Origin of the sequence: Bacteroides faecalis, assembly GCF_003865075.1 — a bacterium.
Lineage (GTDB): Bacteria > Bacteroidota > Bacteroidia > Bacteroidales > Bacteroidaceae > Bacteroides > Bacteroides faecalis.
Genome location: NZ_BHWB01000028.1, coordinates 13,285 through 34,801 on the forward strand (window position 1 = coordinate 13,285; position 21,517 = coordinate 34,801).

General features: G+C 40.3%; 10 protein-coding genes and 1 pseudogene. 5 read left to right on the forward strand and 6 right to left on the reverse strand.

Annotated elements, in window-relative coordinates:
- The 4 genes from EJF25_RS22965 to EJF25_RS22975 all read left to right on the forward strand — a co-directional run bounded on the left by EJF25_RS22965 (position 1) and on the right by EJF25_RS22975 (position 6,200).
- Positions 1 to 1,356: a TIGR00341 family protein gene (locus EJF25_RS22965; protein ID WP_125039633.1), complete on the forward strand. Its 1,356-nt coding sequence runs from the start codon at positions 1 to 3 to the stop codon at positions 1,354 to 1,356.
- A gap of 108 nt (positions 1,357 to 1,464) precedes the next feature.
- Complete coding sequence (locus tag EJF25_RS26250) at positions 1,465 to 1,590, forward strand: hypothetical protein (protein ID WP_262707183.1); 126 nt, start codon at positions 1,465 to 1,467, stop codon at positions 1,588 to 1,590.
- Complete coding sequence (locus EJF25_RS22970; protein ID WP_125039632.1) at positions 1,587 to 3,728, forward strand: S46 family peptidase; 2,142 nt, start codon at positions 1,587 to 1,589, stop codon at positions 3,726 to 3,728. The genes EJF25_RS26250 and EJF25_RS22970 overlap by 4 nt, the downstream gene beginning before the upstream one ends.
- Before the next feature lie 267 nt (positions 3,729 to 3,995).
- A complete protein-coding gene (locus EJF25_RS22975) occupies positions 3,996 to 6,200 on the forward strand; it encodes a S41 family peptidase (protein WP_200832845.1) in 2,205 nt (734 codons plus the stop codon).
- A 98-nt stretch (positions 6,201 to 6,298) separates the two neighbouring features.
- On the opposite strand, the gene EJF25_RS22980 is transcribed toward EJF25_RS22975, so the two are convergent.
- Complete coding sequence (locus EJF25_RS22980; RefSeq protein ID WP_125039630.1) at positions 6,299 to 8,065, reverse strand: glycoside hydrolase family 2 protein; 1,767 nt, start codon at positions 8,063 to 8,065, stop codon at positions 6,299 to 6,301.
- A 270-nt stretch (positions 8,066 to 8,335) separates the two neighbouring features.
- Between EJF25_RS22980 and EJF25_RS22985 the strand changes: the two genes are divergently transcribed.
- Positions 8,336 to 12,595, forward strand: coding sequence for a glycoside hydrolase family 2 TIM barrel-domain containing protein (locus EJF25_RS22985; protein ID WP_125039629.1), 4,260 nt, complete (start codon positions 8,336 to 8,338; stop codon positions 12,593 to 12,595).
- Positions 12,596 to 13,027: 432 nt separating this feature from the next.
- Here the strand turns inward: EJF25_RS22985 and EJF25_RS22990 are convergent.
- The 5 genes and pseudogenes from EJF25_RS22990 to EJF25_RS23010 form a co-directional block, all read right to left on the reverse strand.
- A pseudogene (locus tag EJF25_RS22990) lies at positions 13,028 to 13,294 on the reverse strand (transposase); the annotation flags it as partial.
- A 1-nt stretch (position 13,295) separates the two neighbouring features.
- Complete coding sequence (locus EJF25_RS22995; protein ID WP_125039627.1) at positions 13,296 to 14,987, reverse strand: GxGYxYP domain-containing protein; 1,692 nt, start codon at positions 14,985 to 14,987, stop codon at positions 13,296 to 13,298.
- Between the two features lie 205 nt (positions 14,988 to 15,192).
- On the reverse strand, positions 15,193 to 18,360 hold the full coding sequence (locus tag EJF25_RS23000) for an alpha-mannosidase (protein WP_125039626.1): 3,168 nt from the start codon (positions 18,358 to 18,360) through the stop codon (positions 15,193 to 15,195).
- A 35-nt stretch (positions 18,361 to 18,395) separates the two neighbouring features.
- Positions 18,396 to 20,717, reverse strand: a complete 2,322-nt coding sequence (locus EJF25_RS23005; protein ID WP_125039902.1) for a glycoside hydrolase family 3 N-terminal domain-containing protein — start codon at positions 20,715 to 20,717, stop codon at positions 18,396 to 18,398.
- Positions 20,718 to 20,798: 81 nt separating this feature from the next.
- Positions 20,799 to 21,517, reverse strand: a 719-nt coding sequence (locus tag EJF25_RS23010) for a BT_3044 domain-containing protein (protein WP_125043015.1), incomplete at its 5' end; no start/stop codon positions are given.

Sequence of the window (21,517 nt, forward strand, 5' to 3'; positions counted from 1 at the left end):
ATGAAAACGGATGAACGTAATAAATTTGCAATTAAGTCGTTCTTAAAGAATTATTTAGACTTAAAGAAGGACAAGGATAATGAGTTGGAAACAGTGGATTCTATTCGTAAAGGAGTAGAGTTTAAAGGAGCTAACTTATGGATTCTTATTTTTGCCATATTTATGGCGTCTTTGGGATTGAACGTCAATTCTACTGCTGTGATTATTGGTGCCATGTTGATATCACCACTCATGGGACCTATCATGGGAGTCGGATTATCTGTCGGCTTGAATGATTTCGAGTTGATGAAGCGTTCTTTGAAAAGTTTCCTGATTACGACTGCGTTTAGTGTAACCACTGCTACTGTTTTCTTTATTCTGGCACCAATCGCCGGTTCACAGTCGGAGTTGCTTGCACGTACTTCACCTACGATATATGACGTATTTATCGCTCTTTTCGGTGGATTAGCGGGAGTTGTTGCTCTTTCTACCAAGGAAAAAGGGAATGTGATTCCGGGAGTTGCTATTGCTACTGCATTGATGCCGCCACTTTGTACAGCCGGATATGGACTGGCAACAGGTAATCTGATTTACTTTTTAGGAGCCTTTTATCTTTATTTTATTAACTCTGTTTTTATTAGTCTTGCTACATATATTGGCGTACGACTCATGCACTTTCAACGGAAAGAATTTGTTGATAAGACTCGTGAGAAAACAGTTCGTAAGTATATTGTTCTGATTGTTATTCTGACGATGTGCCCGGCTGTGTATTTGACGTTTGGTATAATCAAAAGTACTTTGTATGAGGCAGCAGCTAATCGCTTCATTAATGAGCAGTTGAATTTTGAAAACACACAAGTGCTTGATAAGAAAATCAATTATGAACATAAAGAGATTCGTGTTGTTTTAATTGGTCCTGAAATACCGGATGCTTCAATTGCTATTGCCCGTAATAAATTGGAGGCATATCAATTGAAGAATTCGAAACTGATAGTCTTGCAAGGTATGAATAATGAGGCGGTAGATGTTTCTTCTATTCGTGCCATGGTTATGGAAGACTTTTATAAGAATAGTGAAGAGCGCCTTCAAGAACAACAGAAGAAGATTGCTAAATTGGAGACGAGTCTTGAACAATATAAAGAGTATGATTCGATGAGCCGTACATTGGTTCCGGAATTGAAAGTTCTGTATCCTTCTATCACGTCGCTTTCTATCTCTCATTCACTTGAAACGCGGATTGATTCAATGAAAACAGATACAGTGACATTGGCTGTCTTGCAATTCTCGAAACATCCTTCGGAGACTGAGAAAGAGAAAATCAGTGCTTGGCTAAAGGCTAGGGTAAAAGCCAAGAAATTAAGGTTAATTACGGAGTAAAGGGCATGAACTCGAAAGGCTATAACTAGTTTGGTCAAAGGCTGATGTATCGAGATTGTGTGAGTGAATAAAATAATATAAAAGCATATCATCTAATTAATTTATAGTATGATAGCATCCGTCATTCTGAACGAAGTGAAGAATCTCTTCTCTCTGTATAATGCAAAGAAGGGATACCTCTCCGGACTCTCCATGACAGATAGTAATAAGATAATAAAGCATTGGTACTTATGAGACTTAAACTATTTGTAATTGTAATTCTTTCTATTTGTTTGCAGAGCGTATCTGCTGACGAAGGAATGTGGTTGCTTGGAAACCTTCAGAAAAACAAGCAGGCAAAACGGGTAATGAAAGAACTTGGTCTGAAAATGCCTGTAAGTAAATTATATGACCCCAAGAAACCTTGTTTGGCGGATGCAGTAGTCAGCTTTGGAGGCTTTTGCTCGGGAGTAGTAGTCTCTGAAGACGGGCTTGTGTTTACTAATCACCATTGCGGATTCAGTAGCATTCAGCAGCATTCTTCTGTTGAACACGATTACCTGAAAGATGGATTCGTGGCACATAATCTTCAGGAGGAATTACCCAATCCGGAGTTATATGTGCGTTTTCTGCTTCGTACGGAGGATGTCACCAAGCGGGTACTTGCTGCAACTAAAGATGCAAATACGGAGAGTGAACGCAAGGTGGCTGTCGATTCAATGATGGTTGTCATTAGTGATGAAGTCTCAAAGAATGATTCTACTCTGACGGGGGTTGTCGATGCATATTATGCAGGAAACGAGTTCTGGCTTTCTGTCTATCGTGATTTTAATGATGTTCGTTTAGTTTTTGCACCGCCATCTTCTGTAGGAAAGTTTGGTTGGGATACGGACAATTGGATGTGGCCACGTCATACAGGCGATTTCAGCGTTTTTCGTATCTATGCCAATAAAGAGAATGGTCCGGCAGATTATTCTCCGGAAAACGTTCCCTATCGTCCGGAATATGTGGCTCCGATTTCTTTGGATGGATACAAAGAAGGCTCTTTCTGTATGACACTTGGTTATCCGGGAAGTACGGAACGTTACCTTTCTTCCTATGGTATCGAAGAGATGATGAATGGAATGAATCAGGCAATGATTGATGTGCGTGGAGTAAAACAGGCTATTTGGAAACGGGAAATGGACCGTCGTCCGGATATTCGGATTAAATATGCTTCAAAGTACGATGAAAGCTCCAATTATTGGAAGAATAGCATTGGTACTAATAAAGCAATTCGGCATTTAAAAGTATTAGAGAAGAAACGGGAAGCGGAAGTGGCACTTCGGGATTGGATTCAGGCACATCCCGCAGAAAGGGAGAAGTTACTTCGCCTGTTTTCGAATCTGGAGTTAGGCTATAGTCAGCGTCGTGAAACGAATCGTGCTCTGGCTTTTTTCGGGGAGTCATTTATCAATGGTCCTGAACTGGTTCAGATTGCATTGGAAATTTTGAACTTCGACTTTGAAGGTGAAGAGAAGCAGGTACTTAGTCGGATGAAGAAATTATTGGAGAAATATGATAATCTCGATTTATCTATCGATAAAGAGGTCTTTGCCGCAATGTTAAAAGAATATCAAACTAAGGTCGATAAAAAGTACTTGCCAGCTATGTATGCGCAGATAGATACGCTGTATCATGGAAATATACAGACTTATGTAGATTCTCTGTATGCTACCTCGCAGGTAACTACTCCCAAAGGTTTGAAGCGTTTCTTAGAGAAGGATACTACTTATAATCTGATTGAAGATCCGGCTATTGCTTTGAGTATCGACTTAATCGTGAAATATTATGAGATGAATCAGAGTATTTCCGATGCTTCCGAACAGATAGAAGAAGGTGAACGTTTATTCAATGCTGCTATGCGTCGCATGTATGCTGACCGTAACTTCTATCCGGATGCAAATTCTACGATGAGACTTAGCTTTGGATCTGTTGCCGGTTATTCTCCTTTTGATGGTGCTACTTACGACTATTATACTACAGTGAAAGGTATTTTCGAGAAGGTAAGAGAGCATGCTGGAGATATAGATTTTGCTATTCAGCCAGAGTTACTGTCTTTGTTTTCTTCCGGGGATTTCGGCCGTTATGCCAATGAGAAAGGTGATATGAGTGTTTGCTTTATCTCCAATAATGATATAACAGGAGGAAATTCCGGTAGTGCTATGTTTAATGCCAAAGGAGAATTGCTCGGTTTGGCTTTTGATGGCAATTGGGAAGCAATGAGCAGTGATATTGTATTCGAACCTGAATTGCAACGTTGTATTGGTGTGGATATTCGTTATGTACTTTTCATTATAGAGAAATATGGAAAGGCTGCCAATCTCATTGGAGAACTCAAAATAGATCGATAAAAAGGCTGTTTTTTATAGATCTTATAGGGGGTATTTGAACGTTGTATCAGAATATTGATTAGCTTATCATTCTGTCATTCAGAATTGTTATTACTTTAGGAGAGTGAAAAAATCTATATAGTTGATAAATCATCTGGATTTCCTCATTTTGAGTTGCAATAGAATGAATATGCTATATTATGAACAGATATTGTCTTTGATTTTATTTCTTTTTTCTCATCTTTGTCATGTGTAGGTCTTTAAATTGATTACAAAACTATTATACATATGAAAACCAGATTATTTAGCCTATTGCTATTTGCGCTGATTGCTTTTAATCTATGCGCACAGTCTGATCAGGGTAAAAAGGGGCTCCTGACTTTTGAGAAGACACGTATCATCTCTTTCAATCCTATGCAGGGAATGCCCAACATGGCTTGGTATAGTGAGAATAAGAATGTTCGGGTGGATACTGATGTCCGTTTTAATAATGAATCGTCATTATTTCTTTCGTCTACCAACGAAAATATGGCGGATGTACTTTTCTACATGATAAATCGGGATATTATAGGAAAAACAATTGTTTTTAAAGGCAAATATAAATACCAGCAGGCGAATCAGGCAAAAGCCCGTTTTTCCATCAAACTGGATACTCATTATCGGAAAGTAGAGAAACAGACCGTTGATGTGGTATGTAACGGAGATCAGGAATGGACAGATTTCTGTGTGGAAATGCCATTCGAACGTTCTGATAAATTTTTCCTTCAGATACTTTGTGAAGGAGAGGTAAAATTTTGGGTAAATGATTGCCAGGTATTAGTAGACGGTCAATCCTTAGATATCATCAAAAATTCGGATAAAAAAGTGGATAAGGATCTGGAATTTGTAGGAAATTCTGGAATATTAATTGGTGAAGTTAATCAGCAGACTTTGGAAAATCTGGAAGTATTGGGTAAAGTCTGGGGATTTCTCAAGTATTTTCATCCGCAAGTAGTAATTGGTAAGTATAACTGGGATTTTGAACTTTTTAGAGTGATGCCTGAGATAGCTGCTGCAAAAAACCAAAAAGAAAGAAATTCACTTTTGAGCAAATGGTTGGATAAGTACGGTGAAATCAAGGAAACTGAGGACTACGCTGTGAAAGATTCCAGTTTGTATCATCGTTTTGCCCAATTGGCTTGGTTGGAAGACCCGGCTCTTTTTGATAAGGCACTGTCTAAGAAACTGGTGAAAATCAAGAATGCAAAACGTAATTGCGTACTCAACTATTATCTTCCCATATTGACCGGAAAAGAGGAGGTCGAGTTTGCTAGAGATAAACCCTATCCCGGAATCGGTTGGGAGGATCAGGGCTATCGCATTCTTACAGTTTACAGGCTTTGGAATGCGATCCAATATGGTTATCCTTACACGAATTTAACGGATCATAAATGGGATACACTTCTGGCACAGTATCTCCCTGAATTTATAAATGCCCCTTCAGAAAAAGACCTGGATTATTCCATACGGAAGTTGTCTGCCGAAATTAATGATTCGCATGGAAATCTCGAGTTTCCTAATAATGAGCTTCGTTTATATGGGCTTCCGGTAGAGCTGACTCAGACAAAGGATGGAAATCTCGTAGTGCAATCTACTATGGTGCAGGGACTTGACAGGGGAATGGTCATACTGGCTGTGAACGATAAACCTATTTCGGAAATTGTGGAGAGCTACCGTTCTACCATTCCTTCTTCCAATGAAAGAGGATTGTTGAGGAATACTTCCTTCCGATTATTGGCTACAACAGAGAGTGAGCTAAAAATCAAAGTAGGGTATCAAGGTCAGTCTCATGAATGTGTGATCCCAATGCAAGCCTTTATCCGAGTAGAACCTGAAGGCAGAAAGAGACCGGTAGATTATGGATTGAATGCAAAAGATATTCTTTATATCAATGCTGGAGAAACAAGCATGAAGGAGGTGGAACAGATGATGAAGACTCGCCTTAATGCCAAAGGGCTTATATTGGATATGCGTAAGTATCCAACTTGGGAGATAAAGGGAATGCTTGAGAAGTACCTTTATCCTAAGTTAACTCCCTATGTGTGGTTTACAATGAATTCGAAAAAGTATCCGGGTAATTTCTTTCTAGATATATATGGAGATGTTGGTACTACTCAAGGGAATCCCGATTATTTCAAGGGTAAAATTGCAATTCTGGTAAATGAAATGACTCAAAGTCAAGGAGAGCTAACATCGATTGCTTTTCGGAGAGCACCGCACAGTGCAGTTATAGGTACACAAACTGCCGGAGCAAACGGCCACATCGGTTATTTGTATCTGCCTCGCGGGATAAAGTTTAACTATACAATGGCTGGTGTATTCTATCCGGATTGGAAATTGAATCAGAGAGTTGGAGTGAGTATTGATATTCCGGTGGGGCAAACAGTGGAAGATGTGGAAGCTGGAGAGGATATGTGGATCAAGAAAGGGATTGAATACATTGAGAGTGAGTAAGTAGGAATCTGTTAATTTCTAAAATTATCAACTCGGCAACAAAGATCCGAATAGGATTATGTTGCCGGGTTCATTTGTATGCTAGGAATGAGTTAGGTTTATTTTTTCTTTGTCGGTCTACTTGGGATTTTTTCAAAGATAGATTTGACTCGTTCAACGTTTAGTTTGGGTTCACGATTATAGTTGTAGATACCATTCTTTTCCTGTTCGATATCAGTAAGCTGAGTGTAACAAAATCCGGTAATATTTCCAGAAGTCTGAATTGCATCGACTAGCTTTTCCAGACACTCATAGATATCATCTTCGTTGGTAAACATACCTCCATGCCCCCATGTACCTTTGGCGCTTTCTGATGTTTCCCAAACAAGACCACCAAATTCACCAATGAAAAGGGGCTGATTGGTATATTCTGCTTTATTTTTATCCGGTTTCAGTTTTAATGCGAAGCGCGTTACGTCTGACTCATAGTTCATGATACTCCAGATATCAGTAACGCAGTGGAAACTTGTAAGATCATTGAATGGTCGGCTAGGATCAATGGCTTTAGTTATCTTTTGTGTATCAAATATTAGTCGTATGAATGTAGGTGTAATTCTACTAAATAGAGTGAAGGGAGACCAGGTGATTATGGAAGGGTGATTCCGATCCCGTTCAAGGATTTCCGCCCATTCACTGAGGAAATTCCGTGATGCAACCTCGTTATTAGGATCCATTCCGCCGTTAGGAGATTCTACCCAAGTGATAAATCCAAGTTTGTCTGCCCAATAATGGAATCGTTCTTCGAAAATCTTTTGGTGTAGACGTGCACCATTAAAGCCGGCGGCTTTACCTAATAGAATATCATTTTTTAGGGCCTCGTCGGTGGGCGCAGTCCAAATTCCGTCGGGATAATATCCTTGATTCATAACCAAACGCTGGAAATAAGGCTCATTGTTTAAGTAAAATTGTCCGTTAGCTGTGTGAACTTTGCGCATGCCTACGTATGATTTTACTTCGTCGATAACCTGTCCTTTAGCATCTTTTATACGGTAGGTGATACCGTACAAATGAGGAGTTTCGGGACTCCAAAGTTTCATTTTTTTTATAGGTAGAGTCAGATCGCTACCATTAGCACATTGGGATATTTGTTGAGCGACTTTTCTCTGACCGTCATATAACGTAACTTCCAGTGTCTGACCATCGGATATTTGATAGAATTGTGGAGTGATTGTCAATTGTTTATTGTCGATGTTTGGAGAAGTGATTGCTGATTCCAATCCATAGGTAGAGACAGCTTCCATCCATACAGTCTGCCAGATACCGGTAACGCGGGTGTAAAAACATGCAAAAGAAGATTTTTCCAGAGATTGTTTGCCACATGCCTGAAGTCCTGACCTTGGATTGTCGGACGCAGCTACCACAAGATTATAGGTTTGTCCTGGTTTGGTTATCTGAGTTAAGTCTATTGAAAATGGGGTACTTCCACCATAATGGAAACCGACCATACGTCCATCCAGATAGATTTCTGCAACATAATCAACAGCACCGAAATGGAGTAAAATCTTCTTGTTCTCCCAATCTGTCGGTATGGTCAGAGATCGTTGATACCATATTCTTTTTATAAAATCCGTGTGGTTAACCCCCGATAGCTTACTTTCCGGGCAGAAAGGGACAGTAATTGTACCGCTGAGGCTCTTTGACGTTGGCAGGTTGCGCTTGTTCCCTGTATTGTCGGAATCGAGCTCATATGTCCAGGTTCCGTTTAAATTAACCCAAGTACTTCTTTCGAACTGTGGGCGCGGATATTCCGATCGGGGAATATCATTGGTTGCTTTAGCTACAAAAGAAAGTAGTAAGCCAACTAGAATAAGATGTGCTTTTCTCATGTTTAGTAAATTTTGTTTTTTGTAATATTTAAAGATGTTAGTTGATTACAAAGTTAAGAATTAATAAAGGAGAAAAAGAAATAAACTATTCAAATAAGGACATTATCTGTTCATTATAGCAATAAACCGGTTATATTTTAAAGCGTATATATCATAAATATTATAAATTCATTATTAAAGCCGAAAAAAAACACTACATTTGTAAGCGAATGAAACTCTGGAAAACATGAACCATGGAGAAACATTAAAACTAAATAACCAATCAATTTTATGAAACGACAAATCATGAACAGTGCATTGATTGCATTTCTGACTTTGCCTTTATCTGTTGTAGCACAGAATACCGATAAGCCGGAATGGAACAATGAGTATGTGTCGGGAGTGAATAAAGAGGTGGCTTGTCAGATAGCTATTCCTTTTGCTAACGAACAACAAGCGATGGATTTAACCATTGAAGAATCTCCTTATTACAAAACATTGAACGGCACATGGAAATTCCATTGGGTAGCCGATCCTAAAGACAGACCACAGGATTTTTACCGGTCGGAGTATGATGTTAGCGGGTGGGATGATATCAAAGTACCTGCCCCTTGGCAGATCGAAGCGATACGTCACAATAAAAAATGGGACAAACCGCTGTATTGTAATGTTATCTATCCTTTCTGTGATTGGCGTAAGGTAGAGTGGCCTAACGTTATTCAACCTCGTCCTTCTGATTATACATTTGCTACCATGCCTAATCCGGTTGGTAGTTATCGTCGGGAGTTTACCTTACCGGATTCTTGGAAGGGACGTGATATTTTCATCCGTTTTAATGGGGTAGAAGCTGGATTCTATATCTGGGTGAATGGCAAGAAAGTCGGCTATTCGGAAGACAGCTATCTGCCTGCAGAGTTTAATTTGACTCCTTATTTGAAGAATGGTAAAAATATACTTGCTGTTGAGGTTTATCGTTTTACAGATGGTAGTTTCTTGGAGTGTCAGGACTTCTGGCGTTTTAGTGGCATCTTTAGAGATGTCTTTTTGTGGTCAGCACCGAAGACCCAGATCAGAGACTTCTTTTTCACAACCGATCTGGACAAAGAATTTAAAAATGCCATTGTTAATCTGGACGTAGAAATTACTGGCAAGAAGAGTAATGATGAGATTCAGGTTAAACTGATGGATCTGAATGGAAAAGAAATTGCCAAGCAGACTACACGTGCTCAAATCGGAACCAATCATATTGAATTTGAGGTGATGAATCCGTTGAAATGGACGGCTGAAACTCCTAATCTGTATAACTTAGCTATCTCTTTGATCCGGAAAGGTAAAACAACGGATATTCGTAATGTGAAGGTAGGCTTCCGCAAAATAGAATTTACTAGTGATGGTCAGATGTTGATCAACGGTAAAACAACTTTGTTTAAGGGAGTTGATAGACATGACCATAGTTCTGAAAACGGACGTACTGTTTCTAAGGAAGAGATGGAGAAAGATGTGCAGTTAATGAAATCCTTCAATGTAAATGCCGTACGTACTTCTCATTATCCGAACAATCCTTATTTCTATGATTTGTGTGACAGATATGGTATTTATGTGCTTGCAGAAGCAAACGTGGAATGTCATGGTTTGATGGCTTTATCTCATGAACCTTCTTGGAAGAAGTCTTTTACAGAGCGTAGTGAGAATATGGTGAGACGTTACAGAAATCATCCTTCTGTTATGATGTGGTCTTTGGGAAATGAGTCCGGTAACGGTATCAACTTTAAGTCAGCAGAAGAAGCTGTTAAGAAGTTGGATAAAACACGTCCTACTCATTATGAAGGAAATAGTTCTTTCTGTGATGTGACCAGTAATATGTATCCCAGTGTAGAATGGCTGGAGAATGTAGGAAAAGAGCGTTTGGAAAAATCACAGAAGGGTGAGGCTGTGAAACCTCATGTAGTTTGTGAATATGCTCATGCAATGGGTAATTCGATGGGTAATTTCAGAGAGTATTGGGAGACATACGAACGTTATCCGGCTTTGATTGGTGGCTTTATCTGGGACTGGGTAGATCAGAGTATCAAAGTACCTACTCCTGATGGTACCGGTTATTATATGGCTGTTGGTGGCGATTTCGGTGACAAACCTAATGACGGTAATTTCTGTACGAACGGTGTTATATTCTCCGACCGTACTTATGCACCGAAAGCTTTGGAAGTTAAAAAGATACATCAACCGGTGAAAGTTGAGGCTTTGGGAGATGGTAAGTATAAAATTACCAATAAAAGATTCCATACAGGTCTGGATGATTTATATGGAAGGTATGAAATAATGGAAGATGGTAAAGTCCTTTCATCGGGAAATCTGGAAGAGTTGCAGTTAGATGCACAAGGAAGCAAAGTTATTACTATTGCTGATCCGGTCTTAACGAAAGTTCCCGGAGCCGAATACTTCATTAAGTTCAGTTTCTGTCAGAAGAAAGATACCGACTGGGAAAAAGCAGGATATGAAGTGGCGTCCGAACAAATAAAAATAGCGGATAGTGAGAAACCTGTTTTCAAGGCAGGAAATGGGGCAATCAGTTGTACGGAGACAGAAAAAGGTTATCTCGTAAAAGGTGAACGTTTCGAAGCTACTTTCTCAAAAGAAGAAGGAACCGTATCTTCTTATGTATTGGATGGGGTGCCTTTGATAAGCAAAGGGCTGGAACTGAACGTTTTCCGTGCACCTACGGATAATGATAAACAAGTAGATGGAGACTGGCAACGCAAAGGACTGTATAATATGTCTTTAGAGCCTGGTCAGTGGGAAATGCGTCAAGAAGACGGTAAGGTGATTCTGGCAATAAAGAATATCTATAAAGGTAAATCAGGCTTTGATTTCCAGACAACGATTGAGTATACTGTAGCTGCGGATGGTTCTATTCTGGTGAATAGTACGATTATTCCTGCCATGAATGGAGAAACCATTCCTCGTGTGGGTTATCGTTTGGAATTGCCGGAAGGCTTCGAACGGATGCGTTGGTTTGGTTGTGGCCCATTTGAAAATTATGTAGACCGTAAGGATGCTTCTTATGTAGGTATCTATGATGATCAGGTATCCAACAAGTGGTTGAATTATATCAGATCACAGGAAATGGGTAATCATGAAGATGTACGTTGGATTTCTATAACGAATCCGAATGGAGTAGGTTTTGTATTTGTTGCCGGAGATAAGATGTCGGCTACTGCTTTGCATGTAAGAGCGCAAGATATGGTTGATCCTAACGATCTTAGAAAGCTGTATCATCGGTATGAAGTGCCTGTAAGAAAAGAAACAATTCTTTGTTTGGATGCAGCAACCCGTCCGTTGGGTAATGCCAGTTGCGGTCCCGGCCCGATGAGAAAGTATGAACTTTTCTCTCAGCCAACTGTATTCAGCTTTATGATGTTGCCTTTGGAAAGAAGTTATTTAAAAGACGAATTGGCTAAAAAAGCACGTGTACGGATGCCGGTGTCTATGCCTGTTCTGATTGAGCGGGGCAATGATGGTTACCTGAATCTGAAGACAAGTACACCGGGAGCTAAGATTTATTATAGCCTGAACGGAGAAAAGTATAAGGAATATACAGGAGCTATCGAATTAATCTCCGGTGGTAAGGTACAAGCGTATGCCGTTTCAGAGAATCTGGGCAAAAGTATGGTTACATCTGCTGAATTTCCGATTTATGTGGATCGCTCTGGCTGGAAGATTGTTTCTGTCAGCAGTGAAAACAAGGGAGAAGAAGCGAAAAATGCAATTGATGGAGATCCGAATACGATCTGGCATACCCGTTGGAGTGAAAATGAAGCCAAGCATCCGCATGAGATCATTGTAGATATGGCTTCCTTGCTCGAGATAGATCAATTCATTTATCAGCCACGCAATTCAGAGAATGGTCGTATCAAGGACTATGAACTTTATTTCAGTACAGATGGTAAGACTTGGGAGAATAAGATCAAAGGTGCTTTTGAGAACTCTTCTTCGTCACAAATTGTACGATTGGAGAAGCCTATTGTTGCACGTTATTTCAAGTTGATTGCTTTATCCGAATTGTTTGGCAGAAACTGGGCTTCGGCTGCCGAATTAAATGTTAATGTTACTAAAAACCTGTCAGGAGTAACCGGAAGCAAGCAGCGGGTAATATATGTAGATAGCGATGCAGACGATAGTATGAAATTGGCTGCTGACGGCAATATCAATACTTATTGGCATACGGTCCACAACCAGTTCTATCTGGCTCCTTATCCTCATGAAATACAAATGCACCTGTCTAAGGAGATGAAGGTAAAAGGTATTAAATATACGCCTCGCCAGGATTCATCGGAAGGACGGATAGCCAAATATGAAATATATGTGAGTCGTGACGGAAAAGAGTGGGGGAAAGCAGTTGCTTCAGGTACTTTTACCGACTCTAAAGATACACAGAAAGTTGAGTTTACTCCGCGTTCTGTAAAGTACGTGAAACTTCAGGCTTTGTCAGCTTGCTCTAAAGACGATAAACGGGCTGCTGTAGCAGAATTAGAAATTCTGGTAGAAGAGTAACAACCTATTTATTAGTCGTGTCCATATATGCCCAGCGTGGTGAGTATATAGCTCCACCGTGCTGGGCATATATATTTGCCACGTTGATTATTAATACCTGAGAATCAGGATGCTAATACCTTATAATCTAGTTAAATACCTTTCATTTTTCTGATGCATAACAAATGAAAACTTGAGGTTTTCATCTTCTTAAAATAAACAACTGATTAACATGAATTTTATTTGATAGGTTAAGCTTGCGCTAGTTTCATTTTGTCAATGAAAAAATTAAATTCTATCAATTATGAGGAGAACAGTTTTTTTAGTTGTACATGCTGTTACTATAGTAAGTGCAGTTTGTGTGAAGAAAAGCATGAAGGGTATTCGCTTAACAGACTTGGGACTAAGTGAAATTTCGGTATTTGCTCTTAAAATATAAATCTCTTAAATAATTTAACGTGAGTTCGATATAAACTCAAAAAATAGTAGTTGCCCATCATTGGAAAAATTAAGTTCAATGGCGGGTTTCTTTTCAAAGAAACAATATGCCGATATACTCTCCAATAAATTGGAAATGAGGATATTGAGCGAATCCTGCCTGGAATACTCAATCTGTACAATATTCTTCAATTCGTTATTGACTGTCTTAATCGAGGCTCTTTTTCTAAGCAGTATTTTATGTGCTATACTCATCAGAGAATTCTTCACGTTATTTAGTTTTCTAGTGGCGGGCACGTATCCGCCACAGTAATTCATTCATAGACACATTTTTCACCTGAGGAGACAATAAATGATTGGAAGCCTTACTTGCATTATATCCTTTGATGGGTAAGTCAGTGGCATTTGCAGTATTACTAAAATCCGACCAAGCATGTATGATGGTCCATGATAATGGATTTTTTTTCTCTTTCTGCTTTGCTGCTTTTGCTGCATCCCGGTTGATTAGGGAAGCTACATAATCCGGACCTCCGCATAACGGATTATGGAATAACCCCGACCAGATAGAGAATTTGGCGGTTACTATCGGAATCTCGATGTTCTCTTTGTTCTTCACCCAAACGATGTCACCACCCATATTATAAGGATTGTATTGGATAGCTATCATTCCTGTCATCCCTTCTATCTCCCTGGCATAGATTTCATAGGCCTGACGTGCTTCTTTACTGAAAACGTCTTTGCAAATGAATCCGAATATTTTAATATTCAATTTTTGGAAGTGCCAGTTTATACGTCGGGCGAATTCGGTAAGAAGTTCTACACGATTGGGACGGTTCTTGGCAAATTCATCAGGATACTGATACCCACCGCCATATTCAATCACACTTGAGTTATCTTTCTTCATCGACACAAAGCGGTTCCAGGTAGAAATACTGATTATTGACAGATTCACCGGGCAGAGTGTCCATGATACAGGAGAACGGTTCTTATCTTTGTTTCCATAATATACAGGACTGTCGAGGAATTCTCCCATGGTCCATTGCATATTATCTCCATCGCTGATGACAAACGAATGAAAAGCAGAAGAATCTTTGAGGTTTATTTCATTAATACTTTTTTCATGTATGGGTAAAGGTTCCATTTTATCAGAAGCAGCCATGATTACAAGAAGATTGTGACACCAGTTGGAGGCTGTGTTGTAATGTCCCCAGCGAGTAATAGCTCCTGTATATTCATCTTCATTTCCACAATTCCAACCTAATATAGGTGACAATGGAGTTACCCATTCTAAGATTTGTTCTGAAAAATGTCCGGTGTCATAATACAGCATCAGTTTTTGGGCGATAGCAATGTCGCGGCAATTACTGACTTTAGGGTCGATACTTAGAGCGGAATTTCTGTTTAGCTGATCTTTGCATTGGGCGAAACATGTTTCCGGTGATTCGTTGCGTACGTCTTTCAGTTGTTTTAATCCGGTTTCCTTGATTCGTTCCTCTAAAGTTTCGTCTACGAGTATGCCTTGTAAAAGTCCCGCATATACAGTTGCTACATTGGAGGAGTAATTGATTCCTTCCCTTCGTGAATAGTTGTCCCCTTTCGAGGTGTCAGTTTTATAAAGTACATATCCTTTTACAATCTTTTTCTTCTTTAGATAGTGTAATAGTTCCCATACATTCATACGGGTAGGTTGAGTTATATTCAGGCTTGTTAGTGAACTTTTTAGAATTGCATCATATGAGGTATTATTAAATTCAATCCAAACCATTTCATTAAACCTGCCATTATTAACTGCTTGTCCGCATAAACCGGACAAAGATTCCAGAAGCATACTTTCTGCTTGGTTAAGATTTTGCCTATTACATATGATGATCTTTTGAGGTGCTTTCTGTATAGGCCAACCGTGTCTGCCATTGTAAGCAGATAGTGTAATAGAGAGAAGTAAACAAATGAATGTTAATGGTAGCTTGGTTTTCATGATTGAGAGGTTTGGAAAGTTATTTTCACTTTATAATTCAACTTTTGCAAGTGCTTTTCTGAGGCTTCGGAGGGCTATTGATTACTTGTTTGTAGGGTATTAATAGCTAATTAAGTAGACTATTAATAGCCTACAGATTGTTTATTAATACTCTGGAAGCAGGTCTGTTTATACCTAAAAAGCCACTTGCAAAAGTTTAGTTTCTTTATTTTTTAGTTTCTAATGGTAATGCGCGCATTTCATTGGCGGCACTAACATCATCCAAATAATTGTCAGACAATGTAATGGCAAATACAGCGATATTATCATCCTTTGGGAGTATGAGAGTTTGGGCTTCTTTTGGAAGTTCGATGCCAAACTTATACATATATGTATAGATGTAAGTATCATTGCCTTTCTCTGTATGACGGTGTGAACCAATGTATGCAGGTGTGGCATTGCGGATATAACCGTCGCTTATTCCCTTGTGCCCCCATTGTCCATAGAACCCTGAATAATAAGGGACCTCGAATTCATACGATTGGTCGCCGACAATGAATGTCGCCTGACGATCTTTGTCAGTCGAAGTAGCCAGAATATAGAGTTTCTTTCCTGCGGCCTCTTTAGGTAATTGAATAGTGTCTCCTTTACATTTGAGAACATTTTTAGTTTCGTGCTTACCAATATTGAAAGGAATATTGTCACAAGTCACTTGATTACCGATCAATTCAGCGGCAAAACTGTTTCCTTTCTTATCAAAAGAAACCGTATAGCCGAAGTTCTCAGGTGTGAAAGCCTTACTGTTAAATGCTAATTGGATAGGAATATTCTGTATAGGAGTTGCTTTCACATTTCCTTTCTTCAGGCGGACAGCGAATGTTCTTGGTTGGTAGGAAGCCATATTGAAACAGAGTTTATTGTCGTGGATGGTGGCTTTGCCTATCTTCTCCTCGATACCATTTGTTTCATAAGCTGATTCAATAGTGGCGGGGAAAGTTACTTCTACGTTTTGTGCCGTTTTCCCTTGCATTTCATAAAAGCGGATCATGTACATATCGCTTTCCTCACCTTTTTTTAGTGAACGGATTACTACTTGCGGTGTATTCACTTTTGCGAAAGAATATTCGCGTCCTAGTGCACCTTTGTGCTTCGGGGTATTAAATACAGCTAGGCGGCTGTTCAATGATTCTGCCAAATGGCTGATACCCGCTTGTAACGGTTCATTCTGATGGCCTACGATAGAATAAGTAAACGTATGGTGCCCGAAATCCTGCTGTTCCTGATATTTATATCTGTCTTTGCTGGTAGGAGCATGGAATAAAGTAAGACGTAATGTATTGTCATTCGGTTTGTCCCATCCATATTTACAGTCATTAAGGATGGCTACCCCATAACTGTTATCGGGAGCAGTAATATCTGCCCACTGCTGGGCATATACTTCATAAGCAGTATTGGTATTATTTTTACGTTTTACCGTTCCAATACCCAGATCGTAAACAGCTTCCTGATTTCTTATGTTCATAGGGAACTCTGCTTTCAACACAGCATCTTTTGTAGACCAATCTACTTCGTTGATGATATCAATACGTTCATCATTTGCTCCTTCGCTTATGCGAATGTATTGTACGAATTTGGAAGTGTTGTAGCTGCGTTCTACGCGAAGAGCTGCATATGATGGTCCTTGTTCTGCAATACTGATTTTCGCCTCTCCGGAAATTTCGGTTCCCGGTTTGTCAATGACTTTCTTTTGAATTTCCCACGCTGGCCATTCTGTTGATTCATTTTCCAAAAAGAGTGCCAGTCGGAATGCTTTACCCGGTTCAACTAATTGTTGATCAGTACGTTTATCTATAATCGAAGTAATGTCGCCATTAGCGTTCAGAGTCAGTTTGTAGACGCTGTTTTCCAATGTATTCTGAGTTGCTTTCAATGAAGAACGTTTGCTCTTCTTTCCAAAACGGACATCGTAAACAGAACAGCTGAGAGGGGCCAAGGAAGCACTGAAAGCAATGTGTGCTTTCCCGTCTTTCCAATCGACGAGTTGTGCAAGAACTTCTTTTCCGTTAGCGTCGAACACTTGTACTCCCGCAGGTTTCTTCGGGGAGTCAATATAGGCTTCTGCCAGCTCTTTTCGTTGTGCTGCCATTGCATTATAAACGATAATAGCGTTTCCTTTTACTCTTGTATCCATACACGAAGCTAGCGAGCCTACTCCCGTACGAATGATATCATTAAATTGTGTTTGTGAAATTAACTCGTCGTTCCATGAGTATGTATAAGCTTTCGGCAGACTGGTCCCTGTAAGATCATCGTGGAATTGATGCCAGATAAATCTGCGCCATGCGTCTGTTAACGTATTTGCGGGATATGTTATTCCGTCAATGTAGTCTGCCATTACAGATACTTTTTCTGCCGCGTCACCTAACTGTTCGTTACGGCGGTTATAGAGTTTCATAGCGGCTTGCGAGGTATAACATCCTGTGGCATGTATATCCATTAGCAATTCTCCGTCATATACGGGGAGTTCGGGATGCTTGTCGAAAGGTAGATAGTCCTTGTATAATTGGTCGGAAGTAGCGCTGATGATTTCAACTTCTCCTTCTCCTTTGACTCCTTTTTCAATGGAGATAGCCGAATTGATATTGGCGGAACCACCACGATCACCTGTGCCATAGTAACGGTAAATTGTATGGTTGGTACTACTTTTAGCCGTATTTTTCAGGTCATTATCTTTACTGATGTCTCCTCCATCCCATTCGTGGACATAATTCTTTCCGTTCAAGGCTGCCATGATGCGCGAACCGTCTACACCTTGCCATAATCCTATGTTAAATGGCATCTTAGACTTGCCGTGCATGTTATTGTGTCTCCATTGCAGTTTTTGCGTGGAGAAACCGATGAGACCGCAATGAGCTGCAACTGTTGGCAATGTATAACTGAATCCGAAACAGTCAGGTAAGAAGATATCGGTGGATTTGAGACCAAATTCTTTTTTATAGAATTGTTGTCCTAACAGGATATTGCGGAAGAATGATTCCGGTGACGGTATATTCGTGTCGTTTGCGTCCCACGAGCTGCCGGATACGTGCCAACGTCCTTCTTTAATATACTTTTTCACCAACTCATATTCCATAGGATAATATTCCTTGATCCAATTATACTTTACCCCTCCTTCGAAATTAAATACATAATTAGGGTAGTGTTTGAATAAATAGAAGTTGCGTACCAATGTGTGTCTGAGATATTCGTTGATGGTAGTCTGTACATCCCAGTTCCATTGAGTATCCAGATGGGCATTCGACACGATATACGCTTTATACTTCTTTTGAGCGTGCGCCGGATTAAGTCCGGTCACAGCCAGAAGTAAAGCTAAAAGAATGATTCTTTTCTTCATGTGTTTCAGATTGTTTCTTTGTTTATTATATTGATTTACCTATTGATTTTGAACTTACCTTCCAGTTTGATATCCTTTGAAGAGGCACCGACCATTACTTTAAACGTTCCGGGCTCTACCTGAAACTTCATGTTCTTATCCCAGATAGCGAGATCTTGCGGACGTAACGTGAATGTTATTTCTTTCTCCTCACCCGGTTGCAACGTTATACGCTCGAATCCTCTGAGTACTTTCACATACGTTGTCACACTGCTGACTTCGTCTCTTAGATAAAGTTGCACAACTTCGTCACCGGCTCTTTTTCCTGTATTCTTCACCGTACAACTCACTTTCACGTCTCCCAATACTCCCTGTTGTTCTGGGGATATCTTGAGGTTACTGTATCCGAAAGTCGTGTAGCTCAGCCCATGTCCGAATGGGAATAACGCACCGGTCACCGATGTTCCGCAACCGCTATCCGAACCCGGTTTGAAAGGGAAAGCAAAAGGTATTTGTCCCACTGATTTCGGAAAAGTTACGGATAACCTGCCTCCCGGATTGTTATCTCCAAAAATAGTTTCTGCAACTGCCTGACCACAAAATTCCCCCGGGAACCAGGCATGAAGGATAGCGGGTACATATTTCTTTGCATAATTAATGCTGGAAGCACGACCGTCGATCATGACCAATATAACCGGTTTGCCCAATTGGCATATGGCTTTCAACAGTTCTTCCTGTCTACCTGGCAAGTTAAGGCTGGTACGGGACCGTTCTTCACGTACCGTTACTTCGCTGCCTCCCAGTACCATGATCACCACTTCAGCTTTCTTTGCTGCGGCAATAGCCTCATCCATCATCTGTTGTTCTTTCGGTGTTATATCAAAAGGAAGAACTTCACTTTCCGGGAAATTCGGATCTACAATCTCACATCCTTTTTTATAGATGACCTTAGCTCCTGGCAAAGCTTCCTTAATTCCTTTATAAACAGTCTTGATAGGAGCATTGGCAGGTCCGTAACGGCAGATAAGCTCTTTCTGCTCATCTGCGTTGGGACCGATCACCGCAACAGATTTCAATGTTTTCTGAAGAGGCAATAAGTTATCCTGATTTTTTAAAAGTACAATAGATTGACGGGCCGCTTCGAGTGATACAGTCTGGTGTTCTTTACTATGTACTACCTTCTCCGCCAGTTTGCCGTCTCCTCGGTAAGGATTATCGAATAAACCTAACCAGAACTTGACATATAGAATTTCGCTTACACGTTGGTCGATGGTAGCCTGGGATACTTTACCCTTCCCGATAGCACTTCGCAAAGGTTTGATAAAGCCTGCAGGAGAACTGAAATTGGTGCGAACATTTAAACCCGCATTGACTGATTGCACAACGGCTTCTTCGGCATTCTCGGCTACATTATGTTTGCCGGAAATGAATTCCACCGCATCACTGTCGGAAACAACGTATCCTTTGAATCCCCATTCGTGACGTAATATCTCGGTAAGAAACCGGTGGCTGCCTGTGATTGGCTCACCGTCGTAATCATTGTAAGAACTCATCACTCCTAATGCTCCTGCCTCTTGAAAAGCTACCCGGAAAGGTTCGAGATAGAGTGTGCGCATTTCACGTGGGGCTACGTGCGGATCGGTACGAGTACCACCATCACGTCCCCCTACGGGGATACTGTATACGGCAAAGTGCTTGGGAGTAGCTACCAATCTATGTTTCTGCAAACTCTCAATCATCTGTTTACCTAACTGACCTACCAGATAAGGATCTTCCCCGTAGCATTCTACTGCTCGTCCCCAACGGGGATCTTGTGCTACGTCCAGAATGGGCGAATATATATTGGTATATCCCAGGACAGTAGCTTCCGTTGCTTCCACCTCACCAATACGAGCAATCAATTCTTTGTTCCAGGTGCTTCCCTGACCACATTGGGCAGGGAAGAAAGTGGCTTTTTCGTGACAAACTCCACGGATACCTTCATTTGTGAAGTCTACCGGTATTCCCAACCGGGTTTCCTCTACAAACCATCGTTGGATATCGTGTTTGGCTTTTACGTGTTTGGCATACGGAAATGCGTACTCTGAGCCGAATTTCCCCAATCCGTTATGTTCCTCATCTATATTACCAATACCGTCTTTCCATATTTCCGATTTCCATTTATCAGTAGGTAATGCATCGGCAAGTACACGCCCGGAGCCATAGAGAGTGGCCATCTGGCAAGTTTTCTCATCCATGTTCATTTGGCTTAGCAGGTCTTTGACGCGTGCTTCAATGGGTGCTGACGGATCTTCATATACATCCATCCGACCGTTCTTGTTGAAGTCAATCCAACCTTTGTGGTAGATGCCATCTTTTGAATCGGCCTGAGTAATCATTGGGACAGCCAGCAGACAACTTAGTAATGTTAGTTTCAGTTGTATTTTCATTCTTCTTTTTTTAATGATATTAGAATTAAATTATTCTTTATCTACTACAACGTTTGGATACTCACTTCTCAACACATTTCTTATCAGTGTGTGTGTGCCTTCAAAAACCAGTTTACGGTTGTCTAACGGGTTTTTATATTTATACTGCAGATCCAATATACTGGTCTCTATATAATAACGGGTATCTGTAGCGTGATTCTCATACTTTCTGGTAATGGTAGCTTTGACTGGTTCCAGTCCCAGTTTACCACTTGGATCTGTTATAGTGATCTTTTCATTTTCATTGAAGGATACATTCAAAATGTACTTTTTATAAGTTGCCGGATCGGTTTCGGAAGTTACATTTCCGGCATACATGAAGCAAGAATTTTGTGATATAGCATACAATATGGCGGCACCTGTAGCTGTGTTTTGCCCTGTTGCTTCGATTGTCATTTTGCCATTACCGGAGTATGTTCCGCTGAATTTGTTCGTAAACTTGATGTTGGCCAGGAGTTTACTGTACTTGCCCGGACCTATCAGCTCTCCTGTAGAAGAAGATATTTTGATAGGCAGTACATAATTCTCATAGATATTTTCAATTTGGTTTAAATCTATATGTATACGTGCTGTAGTCTTGAACTCTCCGGCAGGGATTGTGTAAGATTCTTTATCGAAAGTGTAACAGTTGGTTGGCAGTTCCGGGAAATACATTTCAGTCTGAAACTTATACCGGTCGAAATTATACGCTTCCAATGTGTCAGGATCAT